Source organism: Pseudomonas sp. 58 R 3 (assembly GCF_900006605.1).
Classification (GTDB): domain Bacteria; phylum Pseudomonadota; class Gammaproteobacteria; order Pseudomonadales; family Pseudomonadaceae; genus Aquipseudomonas; species Aquipseudomonas salomonii.
Map to the genome: position 1 here is coordinate 49,382 of NZ_CVTT01000009.1, position 24,455 is coordinate 73,836.

The 24,455-nt window shown below is 59.7% G+C and carries 21 protein-coding genes; 13 read left to right on the plus strand and 8 right to left on the minus strand.

What is annotated here, in order from left to right; genetic code table 11:
* Positions 1 to 96: 96 nt before the first annotated feature.
* Positions 97 to 1,413 carry a bifunctional DedA family/phosphatase PAP2 family protein gene (locus tag BFP92_RS01240; RefSeq protein WP_065911244.1) on the plus strand — a complete coding sequence of 439 codons (1,317 nt, stop codon included), beginning with the start codon at positions 97 to 99 and terminating at the stop codon, positions 1,411 to 1,413.
* Here BFP92_RS01240 and BFP92_RS01245 read toward each other — a convergent pair.
* The 3 genes from BFP92_RS01245 to BFP92_RS01255 are packed head-to-tail and all read right to left on the minus strand — an operon-like array spanning position 1,407 to position 3,088.
* Positions 1,407 to 2,000 carry an LON peptidase substrate-binding domain-containing protein gene (locus tag BFP92_RS01245; RefSeq protein ID WP_065911245.1) on the minus strand — a complete coding sequence of 198 codons (594 nt, stop codon included), beginning with the start codon at positions 1,998 to 2,000 and terminating at the stop codon, positions 1,407 to 1,409. The two genes, BFP92_RS01240 and BFP92_RS01245, sit on opposite strands and share 7 nt — an antisense overlap.
* Before the next feature lie 21 nt (positions 2,001 to 2,021).
* The gene (locus BFP92_RS01250; protein WP_065911246.1) at positions 2,022 to 2,738 is read right to left on the minus strand and encodes an LrgB family protein; all 717 of its coding nucleotides are present in this window, start codon (positions 2,736 to 2,738) and stop codon (positions 2,022 to 2,024) included.
* Positions 2,735 to 3,088 carry a CidA/LrgA family protein gene (locus BFP92_RS01255; protein ID WP_065911247.1) on the minus strand — a complete coding sequence of 118 codons (354 nt, stop codon included), beginning with the start codon at positions 3,086 to 3,088 and terminating at the stop codon, positions 2,735 to 2,737. The genes BFP92_RS01250 and BFP92_RS01255 overlap by 4 nt, the downstream gene beginning before the upstream one ends.
* Positions 3,089 to 3,251: 163 nt before the next feature.
* Between BFP92_RS01255 and BFP92_RS01260 the strand changes: the two genes are divergently transcribed.
* The 3 genes from BFP92_RS01260 (at position 3,252) to BFP92_RS01270 (ending at position 6,202) form a co-directional block, all read left to right on the plus strand.
* Positions 3,252 to 3,707, plus strand: coding sequence for a MaoC family dehydratase (locus BFP92_RS01260; RefSeq protein WP_065911248.1), 456 nt, complete (start codon positions 3,252 to 3,254; stop codon positions 3,705 to 3,707).
* Positions 3,708 to 3,812: 105 nt separating this feature from the next.
* The gene (locus BFP92_RS01265; RefSeq protein WP_065911249.1) at positions 3,813 to 5,531 is read left to right on the plus strand and encodes a C13 family peptidase; all 1,719 of its coding nucleotides are present in this window, start codon (positions 3,813 to 3,815) and stop codon (positions 5,529 to 5,531) included.
* Positions 5,532 to 5,560: 29 nt separating this feature from the next.
* Positions 5,561 to 6,202 (plus strand): oxidoreductase, encoded by a 642-nt coding sequence (locus BFP92_RS01270; protein ID WP_065911250.1) that lies wholly within the window; start codon positions 5,561 to 5,563, stop codon positions 6,200 to 6,202.
* 132 nt (positions 6,203 to 6,334) lie between these two features.
* Here BFP92_RS01270 and BFP92_RS01275 read toward each other — a convergent pair whose 3' ends face one another.
* From BFP92_RS01275 to BFP92_RS01295, 5 genes are all read right to left on the minus strand, one after another.
* The gene (locus BFP92_RS01275) at positions 6,335 to 6,619 is read right to left on the minus strand and encodes a YceK/YidQ family lipoprotein (protein WP_065911251.1); all 285 of its coding nucleotides are present in this window, start codon (positions 6,617 to 6,619) and stop codon (positions 6,335 to 6,337) included.
* Complete coding sequence (ubiX, locus tag BFP92_RS01280; RefSeq protein ID WP_017136038.1) at positions 6,612 to 7,241, minus strand: flavin prenyltransferase UbiX; 630 nt, start codon at positions 7,239 to 7,241, stop codon at positions 6,612 to 6,614. The genes BFP92_RS01275 and ubiX overlap by 8 nt, the downstream gene beginning before the upstream one ends.
* A complete protein-coding gene (mpl, locus tag BFP92_RS01285) occupies positions 7,238 to 8,587 on the minus strand; it encodes a UDP-N-acetylmuramate:L-alanyl-gamma-D-glutamyl-meso-diaminopimelate ligase (RefSeq protein WP_065911252.1) in 1,350 nt (449 codons plus the stop codon). The genes ubiX and mpl overlap by 4 nt, the downstream gene beginning before the upstream one ends.
* 428 nt (positions 8,588 to 9,015) lie before the next feature.
* Positions 9,016 to 12,240 (minus strand): hypothetical protein, encoded by a 3,225-nt coding sequence (locus BFP92_RS01290; protein WP_065911253.1) that lies wholly within the window; start codon positions 12,238 to 12,240, stop codon positions 9,016 to 9,018.
* 390 nt (positions 12,241 to 12,630) lie between these two features.
* Positions 12,631 to 14,541, minus strand: a complete 1,911-nt coding sequence (locus BFP92_RS01295; RefSeq protein WP_065911254.1) for a sigma-54-dependent Fis family transcriptional regulator — start codon at positions 14,539 to 14,541, stop codon at positions 12,631 to 12,633.
* 271 nt (positions 14,542 to 14,812) lie between these two features.
* Between BFP92_RS01295 and BFP92_RS01300 the strand changes: the two genes are divergently transcribed.
* The 9 genes from BFP92_RS01300 (at position 14,813) to BFP92_RS01340 (ending at position 24,198) form a co-directional block, all read left to right on the plus strand.
* On the plus strand, positions 14,813 to 16,333 hold the full coding sequence (locus BFP92_RS01300; protein WP_056861948.1) for an acetaldehyde dehydrogenase ExaC: 1,521 nt from the start codon (positions 14,813 to 14,815) through the stop codon (positions 16,331 to 16,333).
* Positions 16,334 to 16,515: 182 nt separating this feature from the next.
* Positions 16,516 to 17,949, plus strand: a complete 1,434-nt coding sequence (eat, locus tag BFP92_RS01305) for an ethanolamine permease (RefSeq protein ID WP_065911255.1) — start codon at positions 16,516 to 16,518, stop codon at positions 17,947 to 17,949.
* Positions 17,950 to 18,001: 52 nt separating this feature from the next.
* Complete coding sequence (locus BFP92_RS01310; RefSeq protein ID WP_056861946.1) at positions 18,002 to 19,396, plus strand: ethanolamine ammonia-lyase subunit EutB; 1,395 nt, start codon at positions 18,002 to 18,004, stop codon at positions 19,394 to 19,396.
* Positions 19,393 to 20,226, plus strand: coding sequence for an ethanolamine ammonia-lyase subunit EutC (gene eutC, locus BFP92_RS01315; protein WP_065911256.1), 834 nt, complete (start codon positions 19,393 to 19,395; stop codon positions 20,224 to 20,226). Before BFP92_RS01310 ends, eutC begins: the two co-directional genes overlap by 4 nt.
* A gap of 92 nt (positions 20,227 to 20,318) precedes the next feature.
* Positions 20,319 to 20,777, plus strand: a complete 459-nt coding sequence (locus BFP92_RS01320; protein WP_065911257.1) for a GNAT family N-acetyltransferase — start codon at positions 20,319 to 20,321, stop codon at positions 20,775 to 20,777.
* Positions 20,778 to 21,100: 323 nt separating this feature from the next.
* The gene (locus BFP92_RS01325) at positions 21,101 to 21,754 is read left to right on the plus strand and encodes a DedA family protein (protein WP_065911258.1); all 654 of its coding nucleotides are present in this window, start codon (positions 21,101 to 21,103) and stop codon (positions 21,752 to 21,754) included.
* A 6-nt stretch (positions 21,755 to 21,760) separates the two neighbouring features.
* The gene (locus BFP92_RS01330; protein ID WP_065911259.1) at positions 21,761 to 22,591 is read left to right on the plus strand and encodes a M90 family metallopeptidase; all 831 of its coding nucleotides are present in this window, start codon (positions 21,761 to 21,763) and stop codon (positions 22,589 to 22,591) included.
* A gap of 93 nt (positions 22,592 to 22,684) precedes the next feature.
* Positions 22,685 to 23,212 carry an inorganic diphosphatase gene (gene ppa / locus BFP92_RS01335; protein ID WP_003176323.1) on the plus strand — a complete coding sequence of 176 codons (528 nt, stop codon included), beginning with the start codon at positions 22,685 to 22,687 and terminating at the stop codon, positions 23,210 to 23,212.
* A 215-nt stretch (positions 23,213 to 23,427) separates the two neighbouring features.
* The gene (locus BFP92_RS01340; protein ID WP_056861941.1) at positions 23,428 to 24,198 is read left to right on the plus strand and encodes a LexA family transcriptional regulator; all 771 of its coding nucleotides are present in this window, start codon (positions 23,428 to 23,430) and stop codon (positions 24,196 to 24,198) included.
* Positions 24,199 to 24,455: the final 257 nt, after the last annotated feature.

Below are 24,455 nucleotides of genomic sequence, written 5' to 3' on the forward strand. Positions count from 1 at the left end.
AACCGTAGCTGACACACCGCATTCGCGAGCAAGCCCGCCCCCACAGTTGATCTCCACTGACTCAGGTTATGTCTTGCATAAATGGAGTGAAGTTTTATGGGCCAATGGCTCGATAGCATTACCGGCTGGCTCACACTGAACCCCGAATGGCTGGCGGTGGCGGTATTTATCGTCGCGTGCGTTGAGTGCCTGGCCATCGCCGGTCTGATCGTGCCAGGCACGGTATTGCTGTTTGCCATTGCGGCCCTCGCCGGCAGCGGTGCGCTGTCGTTGAGTGAAACCTTGCTGCTGGGCTTTCTCGGCGGCTTGCTGGGCGACGGGGTTTCCTACTACCTGGGCCGACACTTCCATCAGAACATCCGCCGCCTGCCCGGTTTACGCCACCACCCGGAATGGATGAACGGCGCCGAAACCTATTTCCATAAATACGGCATCGCCAGCCTGCTGGTCGGGCGCTTCATCGGCCCGCTGCGCCCTATGTTGCCGATGGTGGCGGGCATGTGCGACATGCCGTTCCCACGCTTTGCCGCCGTGAGCATCGTGGCCGCCGCCGGCTGGACGGTGGCCTACCTGCTGCCGGGCTGGGCCACCGGCGCGGCCTTTCGCCTGCCGCTGCCGGAAGGTTTCTGGCTGGAAGCCGGGATTGTCGCCGGGTGTATCGCGGTGTTGCTGGGGCTGAGCTTGAACAGCAGCCTGCGCGGCCATCGTCGTGCCACCTTGTGGGTCGGTGCCGCCAGCCTGACCTTGTTGATCGCCCTGTTTATCGGCTACCCCCACCTCAATCACTTCGACCAGGGCCTCAGTGCGCTGGTGCAGGAGCACCGCAGCCCGTGGCTGGACGAGGTGATGGTGCGGATTACCCAATTGGGTGAATTCAGGAAAATGTTTATCGCCAGCGCGATTTTCACCGGCCTGCTGCTGGTGGCGCGGCAATGGCGGCATGCCGTGTTCGTCGGCGCCACGTTGGCGGGGGCGGCGGTGATCAACACCGGCACCAAGCTGTTTTTCGCTCGTGGCCGCCCGGAAATCCTCACAGAGCCACTGACCAGTTTCAGCATGCCCAGCGGCCACGCCTCCGGCGCCTTTGCATTCTTTCTCGCACTGGCGGTGCTGGCCGGGCGCGGGCAACCCACGCGCCTGCGCCTGACCTGGATGTTGCTGGGCTGTATTCCCGCCGCCTTCATTGCCTTGTCGCGGGTGTACCTGGGCGCGCATTGGCCCACGGACATCCTGGCCGGCACCTTGCTGGCGATGACGGTGTGCGCCTTCAGCCTGGGCGCCAGCCAGTACCGCACCCCACTGCCGGCGATGCCGCAAAAGGTCTGGTGGTGGATGTTGCCGGTGGTGGTCGCGGTGCTCGGTTTTATCGCCTTCACCGGCACCCCCCACGCGTTGCTGCGCTACGCCTACTGAGTGAAGAGTTCGCCCTGCAACTCGTCGAGCAACATCTGGATCGCATCCAGGCGTTGCTGCGGGTCATCGAGTTGCAGCAGGTCGATCTTGTCGGCCTCGGTGAACGGCAGCAGATACGCCAGCTGATTGCCCAAGGCTTGCTGGCCCTCGGCATGGGCGTCCATGTCCAGCGAGGCCACCATCGGGTGCTCGGCCAGGGCCTGGAGCAACGCCAGCAGGTCAGCGTCCTCTTCTTCCAAAGGCTGGTCGGGCTGTTCTTCGAGCCATTGCACCTCGGCTACCAGTAACTGGTCCTTCTGCACGCCGGCGTCGCGTACGCGGAAGCGGCGACCACCTTCGACACGAATCCCCAGCAGGCCGTTGTCCTGCTGCTTGAAATCGCGGATCAGCGCTTCACAACCGATCAGCGCGTAGCCGTCCGGTGCCATGCCGACTTCCTTGCCGTCGAGGATGCACACCACACCAAAGCTTTCGCCCTTTTTCATGCAGCGGCTGATCATGTCCAGGTAGCGCGCCTCGAACAGTTGCAAGTCGAGGGTGCAGCCAGGGAACAGCACGGTATTGAGCGGGAACAGCGCCAGACTCATAAAGGTTTCCTTAAACCTGGTTTAAACGATCACCGACACGGCCAACGGCAGGAAAACCGCCGTGCCCACGCCCATCAGACTCATGGCCAGCGCCGCAAAGGCGCCGCACTCTTCACTTTCCTGCAAGGCCACCGAGGTGCCGACGGCGTGGGCGGTCATGCCCAGCGCCATGCCCCGCGCCTCGGGGCTGTGCACGCCGAGGCGCGACAGGTACGCCGGGCCGATCATCGCGCCGATCACCCCGGTGATCAGCACAAACACCGCCGCCAGCGCGGCCACGCCACCGATCTGCTCGGCCACCAGCATGGCAATCGGCGAGGTCACCGATTTGGGCGCCATGGTCATCAGCATCATATGTTCAGCGCCGAACCACCAGCCCAGCAGCACGCACAAGCCGGTGGCCACCACCCCGCCTATCACCAGCGTAGTAAATATCGGCCAGAACAATTGACGAATCCGTCGCAGGTTCAAGAACAGCGGCACCGCCAGGGCCACCGTCGCCGGGCCGAGGAGGATGCCCATGATCTCGGTGCTCTTGCGGTATTCGACGTAGGTCAGGCCGCAGCTGAGCAACACGCCGATCACCAGCAGCATCGACACCAGCACCGGTTGCAGGAAAATCCAGCGGGTTTTCTCGAATGCCGCCAGCACCAGTTGGTAGGCGCCAAGGGTGATGCCGATGCCGAACAAGGGGTGATGAATGACGGCCGCCCAAGCGCCCTGCCAGTCGCCGATCATTGATCGCGCTCCTTGCGCTTGACCATGCGCTGCATCAGTACACCGACAAGGCCCATGGCGATCACCAACGACAACACCAGCGCGCCGATGATGGCCCAGAAATCGGCGGCAATGTCCTTGGCGTAGACCATCACACCCACCGCCGGCGGCACCAGCAGCAACGGCAAGTAACGCAACAGGCTGCTGGCGGCCAGGCTCAGGGGCTCGCCGACTTCGCCGCGCCAGATCAAAAAGCCGAGCATCAGCAACAAGCCGATAATCGGCCCCGGCAGCACCGGCAACAGCAAATGGTTGATCGCGGTGCCGATCAATTGAAACAGCACCAGCCAGGTCAGGCCCCGTAACAGCATCGCTCTCTCCCCTCTAAAGCTGGGACGCATTATAAGCACGCCCACCGTATGCTTCGGCATTCGCCAAAAGCATGGTGGGTTGACCGGGTGGGTTGCCCATGATGATCTACATTGGTTCTCTGTCACCCATAAAAACAGAATCGATGAACCAAGGAGAGTCGCAATGCCCTATGTACCTGTAGCGCAGCTCAAAGATTATGTCGGCAAGGAACTGGGACGTTCCGATTGGCTCACCATCGACCAGGCGCGTATCAACCTGTTCGCAGAAGCCACCGGCGATCATCAGTTCATCCACGTCGACCCGGTCAAGGCCGCCAAGACCCCGTTTGGCAGCACCATCGCCCACGGTTTCCTGTCGCTGTCGTTGATGCCCAAGCTGATGGAAGACATCCTGATCATGCCCGAAGGCCTGAAGATGGCCGTCAACTATGGCCTGGACAGCGTGCGTTTTATCCAGCCGGTAAAGGTCGATTCCAAGGTCCGCCTGAACGTGACCCTCACCGACGTGACCGAGAAAAAACCTGGCCAATGGCTATTTAAGGCCACCGCCACCCTGGAAATCGAAGGCCAGGAAAAACCCGCTTACATCGCCGAGTCGTTGTCACTCTGCTTCGTGTAAGGCCGTGCCTGTGGCGAGGCAATAAACCTTGCCACAGTGTATGTAAATTTATGTATGAATCTCGCAGCTGCGGCATACTCGGCGCTTAATTATCCGGATCCCGCTATGCGCCCACTCGCTCCCCTTGCCCTTGCCCTGTTGCTCACCGCTTGCGGAGACGGCGAATCGCTGTTGCCGCCCGATGCGCGCCTGCCCGACGGCGGCCGTTATCGGGGTGATGTGGTCAACGGTTTGCTGCAAGGCCAGGGCCGCGTGGACTACCCCAACGGCAGTTGGTACGCCGGCCAGTTCGACAAAGGCCAGTGGCACGGCCAGGGCGAATGGCATGGCAGCAACGGCGAGGTCTACAAAGGCCAGTTCCAGCAAGGCCTGTTCGACGGCCATGGCAGCCTGACCACGGCGGGCAGCAGCTACGTCGGCGGTTTCAAGAACGGGCGACGCAACGGCGAAGGCACCCTCAAAGAGGGGCAGATGACCTATCGCGGCGAATTCAAAAACGATCAATATTCCGGCCTTGGCCGCCTGGAGTTGGCCGACGGCAGCCAGTACCAGGGCCAGTTCGTGCACGGCAAACCCAACGGCGAAGGCCAGCGCAACGACGACAGCGGCAACCAGTTCAGCGGCCGTTTTGTCGACGGCCAGCTTGAAGGCAATGGCACCTTCAACAGTGCCGACGGCGATATCTATGTCGGCCAGTTCAAACAGAACCAGCTCAACGGCAAGGGCCGTTATGAAAACGCCGACGGCGACGTGTGGATCGGCCAGTTCAAGGAAGGCGCGCTCAGCGGCAAAGGCGAGCTGATCGGCGTGGACGGCAGCCACTACGTGGGCCAGTTCAGCGAATGGCGCTTCAGCGGCGAAGGCCGCCTGAACCTCACCGACGGCAGTTTCTATGTCGGCGGTTTCGACAGCGACAGCTATCAAGGCAAAGGCACCCTGGTGCTCACCGACGGCACCGTGCAGGCCGGCACCTGGGTCAACGGCATGCGCGTGCGCGACGCCGATGGCAAGTTGCTGCCCGACCCACTGGAGGTCGGCATACTGGCCCAAGGCCGCTTGCTCGATGCCGCCCTCGCCGCCGTGCCACCTTCCACGCCTGCCGTCGAGCTGTACACCCTGGTATTGGCCGGCGATGGCAAACAAAGCGTGTTCCTGCGCGAAGCCGATTACGTCAGCAACATGCTTGCCACGCGCTTCGGCGCGCGCGGGCAGATCCGCCTGGTCAACCATCGCGACCACATCGCCGACCGCCCGCTGGCCACCCGCGAAAGCCTGCGCCGCGCCGTGCAAACCCTGGCCGAGCGCACCGGGCCGCAAGACCTGGTGTTTATCTACATGACCAGCCACGGTACCCACGAACACGAACTGGTGCTCGACCAGCCGCGCATGGAACTGGCCGACCTGCCCGCCGATGAGCTGGCCGCCGTGCTTGCGCCGCTCAAGGACCGTGACAAGATCATCGTGATTTCCGCCTGTTATTCAGGCGGGTTTATCCCGGCCCTGAAGGACGAACACACGCTGATCATGACCGCTTCGCGCGCGGATCGCGTGTCCTTCGGTTGTTCCGAGGAAGCGGACTTCACCTACTTCGGCGACGCCCTGTTCGCCCAGGCCTTCAACCAGACCGACGATTTGCAACAAGCCTTCAAACTGGCGCAGTTGCACGTGGCCGAGCGTGAACAAGCGGACAACTTCGAAGCCTCTGAACCGCAGATCTGGGCACCCAAAGGCGTGATCGCACACTGGCAATTGTTACGTAAACAGCAGGCACGAAAGGCGCTCGAAAGCGTCTCAATGAATAGCAAGGAAGCCAAAGGCAACTAAGCTGTAACGTGTAACAAGGGGGAAACACCATGTACCTGACACCTCAGCATATCCTGCTCGCCGGCGCCTCCGGCCTGACCGGTGAACACCTGCTCGACCGCCTGCTCAACGAGCCCACGGTGACCCGCGTACTGGCACCTAGCCGCAAGCCACTGGCCGAACACCCGCACCTGGAAAACCCGGTGGGCAACCCGACGGTGTTGCTGCCGCAACTGAGCGGCCAGGTCGATATCGCCTTCTGCTGCCTGGGCACCACGATTAAAAAAGCCGGCTCAGAAGAAGCCTTCCGCGCGGTCGACCTGGACATGGTGGTGGCCTTCGCCAAGCGCGCACGGGAAATGGGCGCGCGGCACTTGATCGTGATCAGCGCAATTGGCGCCGACCCGAAATCCTCGATCTTCTACAACCGCGTCAAAGGCGAAATGGAACAGGCGCTCAAGGCCCAGGACTGGCCGCAACTGACCATCGTGCGGCCTTCGTTGCTGCTGGGGGAACGCCTGGAGTCGCGCCTGGCCGAGAAAATCGCCGGGCCGTTGTCGCGGTTGATTCCGGGCAAATACCACGGCATCGAAGTCTGCGAACTGGCCCGCGCCATGTGGCGCCTGGCGCTGGAAGAACAGGATGGCGTGCGGGTGGTGGAGTCGGATGAGTTGCGCAAGCTCGGCAAGTAATACGATCTAAAAATGTGGGAGCGGGCTTGCTCGCGAATGCGGTGTTTCAGTCAAATTATGCATCGACTGACACACCGCATTCGCGAGCAAGCCCGCTCCCACAATAGATTCAGGTCGCTTATTAGACTGGGGTTAAAGCCCGCCCGTTGCGTTGAACCCCACCCCCAACACCGTCAATAACGACAGCGGCAACAGCAAGGTATCGAGCAGCGCACTGGCCGGCAGGTCGATATGCGGATAGCTCGGCGCCTCAGCGCCAAAGCGATCCTTGGCGCAACAGCCGCCATTGATCGCATACAAATCCAGCCGCGTGCCGGCATACACCACCGGCGCCCCAGGTTGGGCGGCATCCAGGGTGCGCGCCGTGGCGCAGCCCGTCAGTTGCAGCGCCAACACCATCAACAGTGCCTTATTCATCGCTGCTCAAATGGTGCTCGCCCCAACGTGGCAGCATGTCCTGGGGAATGTTCAGCAGGTTGAGAATGCGCGCCACCACAAAGTCCACCAGGTCATCGATGGTTTGGGGCTGGTGATAAAACCCTGGCGAAGCCGGCAAGATGGTCACGCCCATGTTCGACAACTTGAGCATGTGCTCCAGGTGAATGCTCGAATACGGCGCCTCGCGGGGCACCAGGATCAACTGGCGGCGCTCCTTCAAGGTCACGTCCGCCGCCCGCTCGATCAGGTTGTTGCAGGCGCCCGTGGCAATCGCCGACAAGGTGCCGGTGGAGCATGGCACCACCACCATCGCCGCCGGCGCGCCGGAGCCGGACGCCACCGGCGACATCCAGTCTTCTTTACCGTACACCTTGATCTGCCCCGCCGCCGCGCCGGTGTACTCGGTGAGGAAGGCTTGCATCATCTGCACCTTGGCCGGCAGTTGCACATCCGTCTCGGTGGCCAGCACCAGTTGCGCGGCCTTGGAAATCAGAAAGTGCACCTCGCGATCTTCGCGCACCAGGCAGTCCAGCAGGCGCAGGCCGTAAGGCGCACCGGATGCGCCGGTCATCGCCAGGGTAATGCGCTCCGGGCCACTCATTTGAGCGCCTCGGCCAGCTTGCCGTGCAGGCCGCCGAAGCCGCCGTTACTCATGACCACCACATGGGTGCCGGGCTTGGCCTGGTGTTTGACGTGCTCGATGATCGACTCAATGGAGTCACACACGATGGAGGGCACCGTGCACAGCGCCGCAATCGCCGGCAGGTCCCAGCCGAGACTGGCCGGGGCGTACCAGACCACTTGGTCGGCGTCGTTGACGCTTTGCGGCAAACCATCGCGGTGCGCGCCGAGCTTCATGGAATTGGAGCGCGGCTCGATAATGGCAATGATATTGGCATCACCGACGCGCTTGCGCAGGCCATCCAGCGTGGTCGCAATGGCTGTTGGATGGTGGGCAAAGTCGTCGTAGATGGTAATCCCGTTCACATCAGCGACTTTTTCCATGCGGCGTTTCACGCTCTTGAACGCGCTCAAGGCGGCGATGCCCATGGACGGCACCACGCCCACATGCCGTGCGGCCGCCAGGGTGACCAAGGCATTGGCGACGTTATGTTGACCGGTCATGCCCCATTCGACGACGCCTTGGGCCTCGCCTTCGAACAGCACTTCAAAGCGCGAGCCGTCTTCGCTGAGCAACTTGACCTGCCACTGCCCGCCCGCACCGGTGGTTTGCACCGGCGTCCAGCAGCCCATGTCGATCACGCGCTGCAAGGCCGCTTCGGTGGTCGGGTGGATCACCAGGCCTTCGCTGGGGATGGTGCGCACCAAATGGTGGAACTGGCGCTCGATGGCGGCCAGATCGGGAAAAATGTCCGCGTGATCGAACTCCAGGTTGTTGAGGATCGCGGTGCGCGGGCGGTAGTGGACGAATTTGGAGCGTTTGTCGAAGAAGGCGCTGTCGTACTCATCGGCCTCAATCACAAAAAACGGCGTGTCGCCCAGGCGCGCCGACACCGAGAAGTTCTGCGGCACGCCGCCGATCAGGAAACCCGGGGCCATGCCCGCGTGCTCCAGCACCCAGGCCAGCATGCTGCTGGTGGTGGTCTTGCCGTGGGTACCCGCGACCGCCAGTACCCAACGGCCTTGCAGCACATGGTCGGCCAGCCACTGCGGGCCGGACACATACGGCAAGCCTTTGTTGAGTACATATTCGACCGCCGGGTTGCCACGGGACATGGCGTTGCCGATCACCACCAGGTCCGGCACCGGGTCAAATTGCGCGGGGTCGTAACCTTGGGTCAGTTCAATACCCTGGGCCTGCAACTGGGTGCTCATGGGCGGGTAGACGTTGGCGTCGGAGCCGGTGACGTGATGGCCCAGCTCTTTGGCCAGAACCGCCATCGAACCCATGAATGTGCCGCAGATACCTAGAATATGAATGTGCATAGTTGACCTCGTAAACATCGAGGCAGGTTAGCGCAGGGAGTAGGAAATCGCACCTTTTAAACGGTTGCAGCGCGAGCGAACTGCGCCAGGCACTTCGCTCGAGGGCGCCTTGTTCACGCGGCGAAACACTTTAAGTAGTTGCCTTGATTGAGTGGGCAACTGCTGTTGGGTGGTTGCGTCGGAACAACTCACTGCGAGGTGTACGACACTGGCGCTAACTAGACCGCTGGAGTGTCAACTCGGGTGATCACCACTTGTCGCTCGGTCGCGTTCACGTCGGGCGATGGCTGTGAATAGCTGGCGTCGGCAGCGTAACGAGTGGGCTTGACGGCAGTAGGCTTGCTGCCAAACCAGGGCCGAGGGTGACGATCAAGGCGCGCGCCTTATTGATCATCACCCTCATGCCGTACGGATCGCCGCACCAGCACCTACCGGGTGGCCTGCAGCGCAGAAGACTGCTGAGGTGGTGTCGGACCCGATCCGTTCTCCTTGAATTCTCCTGCCGTCTCAACATGTCCATCACTGTCCTTTATAGCAGTAGAAGTGTCGTAACGAAGATCACGCAACTCTTTCACCGTAATTGGCGTGAAGTCGTTCAATGCAGGGCCATAGGGTTTCAGTGTTTGGGGATCAATGGCATACCACTTGCTGCCTTGTTTAACCGCAACAACGGGAACGTCGCTACCCGTTTTATCCAGCGGCCGGTACGTGCCATCGGCGATGGTCTGCTTGTAACTACCGTGCGGGACATTCCAACCACGCCCAGGCAGATAAAACTTATCCCTAAACGAGGCCAAGTCAACAGAAGGCGCCGCCTTCAAAGCGCTATTGCCCAACTTAAATAAACAACTCCCGACGTCATAGAACCCCTTAAACGGGATACCTTCCTTAAGTCCTGCCTTGGCAGCGCCTTTTAAAAATGTCAGGACTGAACTTACCCCTTTGGCACCAACGTTAACCGCCTTAAAACCGCCTTTGGCAGCAGGATTAAACAAGCCGATAAAGTCATAGACCCCATTGACAACTGCATCATGCTTATTGCCTTCTATTATATTTTTCACAAGATCGTGAAAAGGCAGGAGGCTCAACAAAAAATTTTTGACAAAGTGCAATCGAGCGCGGTTTTTTTCGGAGTCGGATAGGCCATTCGCCGCGGACTTCAGATTATCGACAGCCGTTTTATAATCATCACTTAACTGTTTGGCAAACGTACTCATCCTTTCCGAGGGGGTATTCTCCTGCGTCAACGTATGTGGCTCTGGTCGTTCCGGAGCCCCTATATAACTCCAGATCGGCTTTAGGGCGTACGCCTTCCCTTTAACAATCAAACCAGTATTACCAAGGCCTTCGTTCTTTATACTCCATCCTTCAGGAACGCCAGGCAGAGGGTCACCGTTTTTGATGATTTTCCCTAACTGTGGCGAGTAAATATAATCGACCCTTTCACCTTTATATTGCGTCTTGATGAAAAACGCACCCACTCCGAACATCTGAAATAAAGGATCACTCTCACTGTCTTGAGGAAATTTTGAGAACGGTGCCTGGCTCAAATGCTGCATTTGCGTCCTGCCGAACTCAAGTCGTTGCCGATCTTCACTCGGCAACAGCGATACTTGATGCAGGAACATCTCACCCGCCGCCTTGCTGAAGCTGTCGGCGTACGCGTCAAAACCCTCAACGAATTTTTTCTTTATGTCCGGCAGCTGGTTGACACTCGCAAGAATAACCGCCCTGGAAAATTCTTTATTATTAGAAGTCCAACCATACCAGGGGTGAAGTGTTCCAGACATATAAAGGTCCACCAGGGAGGTTTTTGACGTATGCAGCCCACTGCGACGCGAGAATATTTTTTTCTCAAACAAGTGGGCGTGTTCTTCACCGAATACCTTGGTTAACGCCTCCAGCGCCAAATCCAGACGAGTCGGCAGCGGAGCCAGAACACCTTCCAGAGTAGCTGCCAGGCGCTTGGTCTGTTGTTCCATGGCCGCCGTTACGCTCGCAATGGCTTGCTCGGAGTAGCCCTCACTGTTTTCCTTGATAATGTTTTTAGCGACACCCCAATCGATCACCGCCTGCAAAACAGCAGCTTTCGCCTGATACTCTTGCTCCCGTGTAACAGGCTCCAGACTCCCTTGTTCCCGGATCTGATCATAGCGCTTGCCCGCCGACGACCCCGCGGTGTTTTGCTCACGACGAAAGACTTCAGCGCTGAACATTACCCATTGCGGGGAGCCAAAAACCACTGAGTCGGGTACATCTTTGACCAAAAATTCCGGAGCCGACATAGCCAGCAATTGGTAAGCGGCCACCTTCGCCATCTCGGGGCCGACGATACCTTCCATATGGATTTCAAAGCGCTTGACGATCTCGGCTGGCGTACGCCCCACGTTGTCTGATTGGCGCAAGTTATACCCGGCTAAATTATTACGCTCCACCCCCGCTGACGATGGGTTGACTTCCAGCCCCAACGCCGTGAGCAGTGCTTCCTGGGCACCGGTTGCGGTGGGTAATGCGCCAATAGCCTCCTGCAGTTGCTTACCCAGTGCACGGGCTTGGGGGGTGTTTATCAAGACTTTCAGAAACGCTTCGGGATCGGTATCGGCCAGCGCCCTGCCAGACGCTGGAACCGCACGTTTGAGATACTCGAAAAGGCTTGGAGCCTTCCCCTCTGCGCCCAGCGGAACCTGCGTTTGAAGAGCCTTCCAGGCACTGACGGTTTCGCTTATCTTTTTCCGGGCGTCCTCGCCCAGTGGTACATCCTTAGTCAGCAACCCACCAAAGTCACCCTCAGGTGGCGCACTTAAGGGCGCTGCGAACAACACATTCTCCAGATTGACGAGCGCTTCCTGTGTCGTCGGCACTTGCAAACCGTAAGCGGCCATCAATTGCTTGAGGTTCATCGTGACAGGCTGCGGTTGGTCTTCGCGCCAAAAGACGGAGTGCGGTGCGATCTCTACGACGATGGATTCCAGATCCGGTTTCGTGCCGGGCGTCTCAATGTGTTTTTTTAACGCGACGAGCAGGGTATGGTACGTTTCGGCTTCACCCGTTTTACTTAAAATATCAACAGGCACCTGAGGGTCGGGCAACATGTTCGGACCCGGGCCATAAATAAATTGACGAACAAGGTTCGAATCGACCGTGTGTGAGCGTCCTGATCCGGCAAGTTCATAGACGTCTTCCCGGCGCAATGTGCCAAAAGGCGCCAATTTTTTAGCAATGGCCATCAAGTTGTCAAACAACGCTTGGCCGCCTGGAATATCCTTGATTTCAGGCGAATCTCTATTTATTTTTTTTCTTCCGGAGTCAAACCAGATTTCACCTTTGGTGTGATCAAGGTGAGTAAATGCGCCATGACCACCAAACAGGTTCTCCAATTGCCTGAACGCAGAAGAATGGGCCGCAAACCTCAGTGCTTCAACCCAACGACCCAGGGTCGACTCGGGTGGAACCGGCACACGCGATCCGGCTGAAGGCTGCTTCAAATAATCTTGCTCGACACGCGCATCAGCCGCCGTTCGGGAGGCGTCAGTGCCACCCGACCCGGTGGGCTCACTCATTGTTGACGGGGCACTGTTCGCGCTAAGATTTGATTGGGAAAAGTTATTTTTTGGCGCGCCAAAGGTCGCCGCATTCAAAGTATGCACAGTCATAGTTCATCTCTTTTAACGATTTCGATTAACCGCTCGCACACGCAACTGAATCAACAGTGCGAATCGCCAACACATTTATAAAACCGGCCAAGTTTAGCGCTCACACACAAGCGCCAACCTTCAGAGTCAATCATTCAAACGGCCCAAACAGGTGAGCCATTTTTAAATCCCTATAACATGAGTGCAGACTAACTGATCAGCAAACTAACCAGACAGCGCTTGACATTGAAGAGAGGCTCACTCGGCTCTCATATATTAAGTGGCCGCCACTCGCCAATAAGTTCCAGAAGAAATAACCCGCCGATCAGTCATATCGATTTAATATAACTAACAACCCTATAGAGCAAACCTATTAACCAAACGCCGACACTTGAGAATAGTCCTATGTACCTACTCATCATTACGCTTAGAAGCCACCACTCCATGTTTGCGCAACTTGCGGTATAGCGTGTTACGGCTGACTGCCAACTGCTCAGCGGTACGGGTAATATGCCAACGTTGTTGTTCAAGCGCGCCCAACAAGGTTTCTCGCTCGGCTGCCTCCAGGGGCGAAGTATTCACAGGCATAAATGGCGCAGGGCTTGGCGTGCGCACGTTTACAGGTAAATCGGCCGCCACGACACGCCCGTTCTCAGCCAGCGCCACCAGCGTGCGCAACACCATACGTAATTGCCGCACATTGCCCGGCCAGGTGTAGGCGAGCAGCGCCTCTCGTGCCGCCATGTCGACAGTGACTGTCCACCCGGCAGACTCCTGGCCCAGTATGAAATCCAGTAATTGAGCCTTGTCGGTACGGTTACGCAGGGCCGGCAGCGCGACCTCTAAACCATTGAGCCGGTAATACAGGTCCTCGCGAAAACTGCCGGCCTGGACCCGCTCGATCAAATCCCGATGGGTAGCACTGATAATTCGGACATCCACCGCCTGCGGAGCCCCACCGATAGGCACCACGATGCGGTCTTCCAACACCCTTAAAAGGCGGGTTTGCAAAGCAAAGGGCATATCGCCGATTTCATCGAGAAACAACGTTCCTCCATCGGCCTGTTGCAGCTTGCCGCGCATGCCGTCTTTAAGCGCCCCGGTGAAACTGCCGCCACGATAGCCGAACAACTCGCTCTCAATCAGGTTTTCAGGGATGGCGGCGCAGTTGAGGGCGACGAAGGGCTTGCTGCTGCGCAGGCTGGCCTGGTGCACCGCCTTGGCGAAGGCCTCTTTGCCGCAACCGGTTTCGCCGCGGATCAGCAAAGGCACATCGCGCTCGAACACCTTGAGCGCCTTGCGAAAATCATTTTGCAGGGCCGGATCACCCAAACAGATCCCGGGTAACCGTGGCGCCTCTGGCTTGACCGTTGCTGGCGGTACGCTGCGTGGCTGCCCACGCAATGCGGCGAACAACTGCCGGCCATCGCGGGTGCACAACGGCCAACTGGCGATCACATGGGTGCTGGCGCGGCCGAGCAGCTGATCCAGCGAACACTCGAAAAACGCCTCTACCGGCTGCCCGAGCAAACCGCCGCGCGCCTGGCCCAGCAGGTTCAACGCACCTTGGTTGACCGCACAGATACGCCCTTCACCGTCGAACGCCAGCAACCCTTCGCTGAACAACCCCACGGACTCCGCCTGCAGGTGAAAGCGCAGCAGCCAGTGCTGTTCAAAATGGCGCAGGAAGTAACAACTTTCGATCATCTTGGCCGACAAGTTCACCAGCGCCATGGTGTGGAACTGGCTTTGACGCGACACGGCCTCACGCGCCGATGACACGTCCAGCACGGCCAATAGTTCGCCATGGGGGTCGAACACCGGGCTTGCCGAGCAGGTCAGGCCGGTGTGGCGGCCGCGAAAATGCTCGTCGCGGTGAATGGTCAGGGACTGGCGCTCCACCAGGCAGGTGCCGATACCGTTGGTGCCTTCGCACGCCTCGCTCCAATCGGCGCCCAGCCACAGGCCTGCGCGCTCGAACACCTTGCGCTCGGCCGGCGCAGTCACGCAGTTGAGGATCACCCCGCGGGCGTCGGTGAGCAGCACCGCATGCCCGGCGCCGGAGAGTTGTTGATGCAGGCTGTTCATCTCGCTGCCGGCGATGTGCAGCACTTGCTGCAAGCGCTCGCGACTTTCGAGCAGGCGCCCGTGCTCAAGCACGGTGGGGGCCATGGTCAGCGCCGGGTCGAGGTGATAGTCCTCCAGGCAGCGCAGCCAGGAGCGGGCGATGGATGGGTCGCTGCCGGGGCCCTGGCCGAGGTCTTGCCCACGGGTGACGGTGAGGACTTGCTGGGCATGGCGACTGAAATGATCGTTATGCATGTTCTTATTATTCTCCCTGCGTGAGAACGGCCAGCATCCCCCAGCCATCCGGGCATTGCAATCCCGGGCCGACCCACTGGTCACAGGCTGTACCGTTTATGGCACAAACTGTCACCCCACCTGTACCGCAAGTGTCACAGCGACGCTTTGCAACAAAGCCAAAACCCTTGATTTACCTGGCGTGCAAGGCGGTGGCCCGACCTTTGCTCTACGCTTTATCACGCGCAACACCGCTGTACTCCAATAAACATAAAAGCAGGAGATACCCACCATGCGTTACGCACATCCCGGCACCGAAGGCTCGATCGTTTCCTTCAAGGCCAAGTACGGCAACTTCATCGGCGGCGAATTCGTTGCGCCGGTGGACGGCAACTATTTCACCAACACCTCGCCGGTCAACGGCAAGCCCATCGCCGAATTCCCGCGCTCCACCGCCAAAGACATCGACAAGGCCCTGGACGCGGCCCACGCCGCCGCTGACGCCTGGGGCAAGACCTCGGCCCAGGACCGTTCGCTGGTGCTGCTGAAAATCGCCGACCGTATCGAACAGAACCTCGAACTGCTGGCCATCACCGAAACCTGGGACAACGGCAAGGCCGTGCGTGAAACCCTCAACGCCGACATCCCGCTGGCCGCCGACCACTTCCGCTACTTCGCCGGTTGCATCCGCGCCCAGGAAGGCACCAGCGCCGAGATCAACGAACTCACCGCCTCCTACCACTTCCACGAGCCACTGGGCGTGGTCGGCCAGATCATCCCGTGGAACTTCCCGCTGCTGATGGCCGCCTGGAAACTCGCACCGGCCCTGGCCGCCGGTAACTGCGTGGTGCTTAAACCCGCCGAGCAAACCCCGCTGGGCATCAACGTGCTGATGGAGCTGATCGGCGACCTGCTGCCGCCTGGCGTGCTGAACGTGGTGCACGGCTTCGGTAAAGAAGCCGGTGAAGCCCTGGCCACCAGCAAGCGCATCGCCAAGATCGCCTTCACCGGTTCCACGCCGGTGGGCTCGCACATCATGCACGCGGCGGCCGAGAACATTATTCCGTCGACCGTTGAGCTGGGCGGCAAGTCGCCGAACATCTTCTTTGCCGACATCATGAAAGCCGAGCCTTCGTTTATCGAAAAAGCCGCTGAAGGCCTGGTCCTGGCGTTCTTCAACCAGGGCGAGGTGTGCACCTGCCCATCCCGCGCACTGGTGGAAGAGTCGATCTACGACGACTTCATGAAAGTGGTGATGAAGAAGATCGAGCAGATCAAACGCGGCGACCCGCTGGACACCGACACCATGGTCGGCGCCCAGGCGTCCGAGCAGCAGTTCGACAAGATCCTGTCCTACCTGGAAATCGCCAAGGGCGAAGGCGCGCAACTGCTCACCGGTGGCAAGGTCGAGCAACTGACCGGCGACATGGCCGGTGGTTATTACATCCAGCCGACGCTGCTCAAGGGCACCAATGAGATGCGCGTGTTCCAGGAAGAAATCTTCGGCCCGGTGGTGAGCATCACCACCTTCAAGGACGAAGCCGAAGCCCTGGCGATTGCCAACGACACCGAGTTCGGCCTCGGCGCCGGCGTGTGGACCCGCGACATCAACCGCGCCTACCGCATGGGCCGCGCGATCAAGGCGGGCCGTGTGTGGACCAACTGCTACCACCTGTACCCGGCGCATGCCGCGTTTGGTGGCTACAAGAAGTCCGGCGTGGGCCGTGAGACCCACAAGATGATGTTGGACCACTACCAGCAGACTAAAAACCTGCTGGTGAGTTACGACATTAATCCGCTGGGCTTTTTCTAACCCTCCCGATCGTTCCCACGCTCTGCGTGGGAATGCCGCCTGGGACGCTCCGCGTCCCGATGTCTGCACAAGGCTCAAGCCGGTGCAAGGTGACGCAGAGCGTCACGGGATGCATTCCCACGCAGAGCGTGGGAATGATCTCGCTTGCTACACACAATAATAACAACGGACGGTACTTCCCCATGCCTAGCGAACCCACTGGCTCTTCCGTCGACTTCGAAAAAGTCGGCACCGACTATTTCCAACAACGCGAACTGAAAAAAGGCGCTGCCGGTTGGGTGCTGCTGGTCGGCCTTGGCGTTGCCTACGTGATCTCCGGCGACTACGCCGGTTGGAACTTCGGCCTGGCCCAGGGTGGCTGGGGCGGTATGTTCCTCGCCACCTTGCTGATGGCCACCATGTACCTGTGCATGTGTTTCTCCCTGGCCGAACTGTCTTCCATGATTCCTACCGCCGGCGGTGGCTACGGCTTTGCCCGCAGTGCCTTCGGCCCTTGGGGCGGGTTCCTCACGGGCACCGCCATCCTCATTGAATATGCGATCGCGCCCGCTGCCATTGCGGTGTTTATCGGCGCCTATTGCGAGTCGTTGTTCGGCATCGGCGGCTGGATGATTTACCTGGCGTTCTACATCATCTTTATCGGCATCCACATCTTCGGCGTGGGTGAAGCCCTGAAGCTGATGTTTGTGATCACCGCCATCGCAGCGATTGCCTTGGCTGTGTTCCTGGTGTCGATGGTGCCGCACTTCAACGTCGCCAACTTGCTCGATATCCCGGTGACCGAGGCCAAGGGCGCCAGCAGCTTCCTGCCGTTTGGCTATGTCGGCGTGTGGGCGGCGATTCCCTACGCGATCTGGTTTTTCCTCGCCGTCGAAGGCGTGCCCCTGGCCGCCGAAGAAACCAAGAACCCCAAGCGTGACCTGCCGCGTGGCTTGATCGGCGCCATTGTGGTGCTGACCAGCTTTGCCCTGTTGATTCTGGTGATTGCGCCAGGCGGTGCGGGCACTTACGCACTGGTCAAGTCGGGCAACCCGCTGGTTGAAGCGCTGGCATTGTCGTACGGCGGTTCGACCTGGATGGGCAGCTTCGTCAACCTGGTGGGCCTGGCCGGGCTGATCGCGAGCTTTTTCTCGATTATCTACGCCTATTCGCGGCAGATCTTTGCTCTGTCCCGCGCCGGCTACCTGCCACGCAAGCTGTCGCAGACCAACAAAAGCAAGGCGCCGGTGCTGGCCTTGATCATTCCCGGCATCATCGGCTTTGGCCTGTCGCTGACCGGTCAAGGTGACCTGCTGATTCTGGTGGCGGTGTTCGGCGCGACCATTTCCTACGTGCTGATGATGGCCGCGCATATCACGTTGCGCATCCGTCGCCCCAAGATGGAGCGTCCGTACCGTACGCCGGGTGGCATTTTCACGTCAGGTATCGCGCTGCTACTGGCCTGCGTGGCCGTGGTGGCGGGCTTTCTGGTGGATCCACGGGTGGTGATTGGCGCGGCGATCATCTATGGAGTATTAATTGCTTACTTTGCTTTCTACAGCCGGCATCACTTGGTAGCGGGCACGCCCGAAGAGGAATTCGCGGCGATCCAGGCCGCAGAGGCCGCCTTGCACTGATAGCCGTAAACCTCGGCGCGAGCATCTGCTTGCGCCGCCCAGGAGACACTGTATGGCAAGCTTTTCCCACGCGGTGGGTACACAGACTTACCGTTTCGACAGCCTCAAGGACGTGATGGCCAAGGCCAGCCCGGCGCGCTCCGGCGACTTCCTCGCAGGCGTGGCGGCGCAAAACGACGGCGAGCGCGTCGCGGCGCAAATGGCGCTGGCCAATATCCCGTTGAAACACTTCCTCGAAGAAGTGCTGATCCCCTACGAAAGCGACGAAGTCACCCGGCTGATCATCGACACCCACGATAAACAGGCGTTTAGCGCAGTCAGCCACCTCACCGTCGGCGGCCTGCGCGACTGGCTGCTCAGTGATGCGGCCGATGAACAAAGCCTGCGCGCCCTGGCGCCCGGACTGACACCGGAAATGGCCGCCGCTGTGTCGAAGATCATGCGCGTGCAGGATTTGGTGCTGGTGGCGCAGAAGATCCGCGTGGTGACACAGTTTCGCGGCACCATGGGCCTGCGCGGGCGGCTGTCGACCCGGCTGCAACCCAACCACCCCACCGATGAGCCGGCCGGCATCGCCGCCAGCATTCTCGACGGCCTGCTCTACGGCAACGGCGACGCGATGATCGGCATCAACCCGGCCACCGACAGCATCGCTTCGATCTGCGCCATGCTGGAGATGCTCGACGCGATCATCCAGCGCTACGAAATCCCCACCCAAGCCTGCGTGCTGACCCACGTGACCACCTCCATCGAGGCCATCAACCGTGGCGTGCCGCTGGACCTGGTGTTCCAGTCGATTGCCGGCACCGAAGCGGCCAATGCCAGTTTCGGCATCAGCCTGAGCGTGCTGCAGGAAGGCTACGAAGCGGGTTTGAGCCTGAATCGCGGCACCTTGGGCCAGAACCTGATGTATTTCGAAACCGGCCAGGGCAGTGCCTTGTCGGCCAATGCGCACTTTGGCGTCGACCAGCAAACCTGTGAAACCCGCGCCTACGCCGTGGCGCGGCATTTCAAGCCGTTTTTGGTCAATACGGTCGTAGGTTTTATCGGCCCGGAGTACCTGTACAACGGCAAGCAGATCATCCGCGCCGGCCTTGAAGACCACTTTTGCGGCAAGCTGCTCGGCGTGCCGATGGGCTGTGATATCTGCTACACCAACCACGCCGAGGCCGACCAGGATGACATGGACACGCTGCTGACCCTGCTGGGCGTGGCCGGGATCAACTTCATCATGGGCATCCCCGGCTCCGACGACATCATGCTCAACTACCAGACCACCTCGTTTCACGATGCCCTGTACGCCCGGCAAACATTGGGTTTAAAGCCGGCGCCGGAGTTTGAACAGTGGCTGGCGAAAATGGGCATCTTCACCCAGGCCGACGGCAAGGTGCACTTTGGCAACAGCCTGCCACCGGCGTTTCGTCACGCCTTGAAGCAATTAGGATGAAGGAGCCGCCCGTGCAACTCGACCTGCCTGACAACCCGTGGCTGGAACTGCGCCGCCTCACGCCTGCACGCATTGCGCTGGGCCGCACCGGCACCAGTATTCCCACCAACGCGCAACTGGATTTCCAGTTCGCCCACGCCCAGGCGCGCGACGCGGTGCACTTGCCCTTCGACCACGCGGGCCTGAGCAGCCAAATGGCCGAGCGCGGGCGTGACAGCCTGCTGCTGCACAGCGCTGCGGTGGACCGGCACATGTACCTGCAGCGCCCGGATCTGGGTCGACGTTTAAGTGATGAGTCAGCCCAGAGCCTGCGGGACTACGCCGCCGCCAACCCAGGCGGCGTGGATTTGGCCGTGGTGGTGGCCGATGGCCTGTCGGCGCTGGCGGTGCATAAACATACATTGCCGTTTCTTACACGCATGGAGGAGCAGACCCAGGCTGAAGGCTGGTCCTTGTCGCCGGTGATCCTGGTGGAACAGGGCCGCGTGGCCGTGGCCGATGAAATCGGCCAGTTGCTGGGGGCCAAGATGGTGGTGATTCTGATCGGCGAACGGCCGGGGCTCAGCTCGCCGGACAGCCTGGGGCTGTATTTCACCTACAACCCCAAGGTCGGCCTCACCGATGCCTACCGCAACTGCATTTCCAACGTGCGCCTGGAGGGCCTGAGCTACGGCATGGCCGCCCATCGCCTGCTTTATTTGATGAAAGAAGCCTGTCGTCGGCAGCTGTCGGGGGTCAACCTCAAGGATGAGGCGCAGGTTCAAACCCTCGAATCGGATGATCCTGACCTGATGAAAGGCAATTTCCTGCTTAGCCCACCCAATGACTGATCGCTGCACGATTGCGCTTTTTTGCGTCATTAGGCAGCATCGAGTCACGGCCGCGTGTGTGGTCATACCCCATTTGGAAGTTGAGGCCTGGCATGCGGATTACTCAAGCGACCCTGGAACACCTGGACCTGCTGACCCCGTTGTTCGTCAAGTACCGTGAATTTTATGGCGCACTGCCCTTCCCGGATTCGTCGCGGGCCTTTCTGGAAAAGCGCCTGCGCCGCAAGGAGTCGGTGATCTACCTGGCCCTGGCGGATGATGACGACAAAAGGTTGCTGGGTTTCTGCCAGCTGTACCCGAGCTTTTCGTCGCTGTCGCTTAAACGCGTGTGGATCCTCAACGATATCTACGTCGCCGAAGATGCCCGCCGGCAGTTGGTGGCCGACAACCTGATGCGCACCGCGAAGAAGATGGCCAAGGAAACGCACGCGGTGCGGCTGCGGGTGTCGACCAGCAGTGACAACGAGGTGGCGCAGAAGACCTATGAGTCGATCGGCTTTCGAGAGGATACGGAGTTCAAGAACTACGTGCTGCCGATCAGTGAGGACTGACGCTGTTAGCCCAACCACCATAGATCCCCTGTGGGAACGGGCTTGCTCGCGAAAGCGGTGTATCAGTTAATAAAGACTCGACTGACCCACCGCTTTCGCGAGCAAGCCCGCTCCCACCTTTACATCTAAGCAACATTTGAATCGGTGTAGAGCCTTGCTACCAGCGACACTCCCCGCTACAAAACCAACACGCTTTTCACCTCTCAATCCGTATAATGCGGACCTCTCAGAGTTGTAAGAATCGCGACATACGCTTGTAGCCTAACTTACCCGTAGCTTCCGCACAGGCCCGCTGAGCCGGGCCATTCACACAGGTGCCATTCATGGATTTCAACCCGCTCGACCTTATCCTGCATCTCGACGTGTACCTCGACATGCTGGTAAGAAACTACGGAGTGTGGATCTACGCCATTCTGTTCCTGGTTATCTTTTGCGAAACCGGTTTGGTGGTAATGCCTTTCCTGCCCGGTGATTCCTTGCTATTTATCGCCGGCGCCATTGCCGCAGGCGGCGGCATGGACCCGGTCCTGCTGGGCGGCCTGTTAATGCTGGCAGCCATCCTCGGCGACAGTACCAACTACGTGATCGGACGAACGGCCGGGGAACGCTTGTTCAGCAACCCGAATTCGAAAATTTTCCGCCGCGATTACCTGCAAAAAACCCATGACTTCTACGACAAACACGGCGGCAAAACCGTGACCCTGGCGCGCTTCCTGCCGATCCTGCGCACCTTTGCGCCGTTCGTGGCCGGTATCGCCAAAATGCCTTACCCGCGCTTCTTCGGCTTCAGCGTGTTCGGCACCGTCCTGTGGGTCGGCGGCCTGGTCACCCTGGGTTACTTCTTCGGCAACGTGCCGTTTATCAAGAAGAACCTCTCGCTGCTGGTGGTGTTTATTATCCTGCTGTCGCTGGTGCCGATGATCATCGGCGTGTTCCGCAGCCGGTTTGGCCGCAGCTCCGAAGCCAAGCCGCAGTAACCCGCGATGTGGTCCCTCAGCGCCTGGCGTCGCCGGCGCCTGCTGGCCAAGCACCCGATTGCCGATGACACCTGGCAGCGGGTGCGCCATCACCTGACCTTCCTCGACGGCATCAGCGCCGAACAGGACCAGTGGCTGCGCGAAGCCTGCGTGGTGTTCCTGAGTGAAAAGCACCTCACCGCCCTGCCCGGCGTCGAGCTGCATCAGGAACAGCGCCTGCTGCTCGCTGCCCAGGCGCAATTACCACTGATGAACCTGGGCGACCTCGACTGGTACCAGGGCTTTCACGAAATCGTGCTGTACCCTGACGACTTCCTCAGCCCCCAGCGCCATCGCGATGCCAGCGGCGTCGAGCACGAGTGGGACGGTGAACACAGCGGCGAAGCCTGGCAGCAAGGCCCGGTGATCCTCGCCTGGCCCGGCGTTCTGGCCAGCGGCCAGTGGGAAGGCTACAACCTGGTGATTCACGAGCTGGCGCACAAGCTGGACATGCTCAACGGCGACGCCAACGGCTTGCCGCCGCTGCACCACGACATGCGCGTGCAGGAATGGGCCAGCGTGATGCAAAGCGCCTTTGACGACCTCAACCGCCAACTGGATGCCAACCCGGACGCCGAAACCGACATCGACCCCTACGCCGCCGAAAACCCGGCGGAGTTCTTTGCCGTCACCAGTGAGTATTTCTTCAGTGCCCCGGATTTACTGGTCAGCAGTTATCCCCAGGTGTACGCGCAATTGAGCCGCTTTTATCGCCAGGACCCGCTGGCCCGCCTGCACCAACTGCAAACCGGCGATGCCCGCTACCAGACTGAACCGCTGGCGCCACACGACGTCTGACGCATGGCATCGGCGTCAGAATATGCCTATAATCGCCGCCACTTTTAGGCCAATCCGGCCATGTTTCATGGCCAACTACGGGGGCACCGCCCAATGAGCTACAGCAAGATTCCGGCTGGCAAAGACCTGCCGAACGACATCTACGTCGCCATCGAAATTCCGGCCAACCACGCGCCGATCAAATACGAAATCGACAAAGACAGCGACTGCCTGTTCGTTGACCGTTTCATGGCCACCCCAATGTTCTACCCGGCCAACTACGGTTTCATTCCTAACACCCTGGCTGACGACGGTGACCCCCTCGACGTGCTGGTAGTAACCCCTTACCCGGTTACCCCAGGCTCGGTCATCCGTGCGCGCCCAGTCGGCATCCTGAACATGACCGACGACGGCGGCGGCGATGCCAAAGTTATCGCGGTGCCACACGACAAGCTGTCTCAGCTGTATGTGGACGTGAAGGAATACACCGACCTGCCGCCACTGCTGCTGGAACAGATCAAGCACTTCTTCGAGAACTACAAAGACCTCGAAAAAGGCAAATGGGTGAAGATCGACGGTTGGGGCAACGCAGACGCCGCCCGCGCCGAGATCATGAAGTCGGTCGCTGCCTACAAAGGCTGATACCCGCTCCTCATTGCCCCGGCAATCTAAAAAGCCCCGACGATTCGGGGCTTTTTTTGTGGGAAAAAATTAAACGCCAAGTTCAATGTTTAATTCGGAGCGTTTAATAAGATTAGATAACTGAAATATCAGACTACAACTAAGCAAATCCCTACACACGAAACTCAACGCATAGTTTATTTGATGTGTTTTTCAGGCCAGTAAACTCTGCGTTTATGAATACATCAGGTGATCGACTAAAAGCGTTACTGCGGGAAGTTCATCTTTCCGCTTCCGACTTCGCCAAGAACCGTGGTGTCACGCCTCAACACGTGAACAACTGGTTCAAGCGCGGCGTGCCCATGGGCCGACTCAACGAGATCGCAGAACTGCTCTGCGTCTCCAGCCGTTGGCTGCGCACCGGCGAAGGCCTCAAACACCCACCGGCCAACTTCCTGCTGGAAGGCCCGGACCCAAGGAAAGGCATCGCCACCCGCGAAGAAAGCGGCAAGTACCTCACGGGCCCCGTCCGTCTCCCGGAAAAAATCGACGTGGAGATTCCCCTCCACCCCACGTTCACTTCGACCGAGCGCATCCGCGTCTCCCTGCACACCCTCGAAACCCTCAACGTAAACCCCGACCGCGCGGTAGGCGCCTACATGGTCGACAACAGCATGATCGACATCATCCAGCAAGGCGCCACCCTCGCCATCGACCGAGGCCGCAGCCAAATCACCGACGGCGAAATCTACGCCGTCGAACACGACGGCATGCTACGCATCAAATACCTCTACAACCGCCCCGGCGGCGGCCTGCGCATGCGCAGCCACAACGCCGGCGAACACCCTGACGAATACCTCACCCACGAACAACGCTTTGAACAGAACTTCGAGATCGTCGGCTGGGTGTTCTGGTGGTCCACCCTGAACAACCGCCGACCGGTCCCACTGGACGAACACCTGCTGGGCTGGGAAGGCTCTAAATCGGACCCGGAGGTAGGCATATGAGGTGAATATGGGTAGAATGCCGCCCACATTTGGCAGGGGGTGGCTTTGCGCTACCTATCCTGCCTGGCGATGCGGAGGAGTTCCCGCAGATGCCCCTACTATTCAGCCCGACTCGACGTGGGCTGAGCGATTTGAAGGCTGGTGAGGTTTGTCAAAAACAAGCTGAGGCAGTCCCCGAGAAGCCGGCCACAAGCCGGCTTTTTAATGTCTTTTTGAAAGCCAGCCTCATCTACTGAAAACCGCGATAGCCTTGCTAG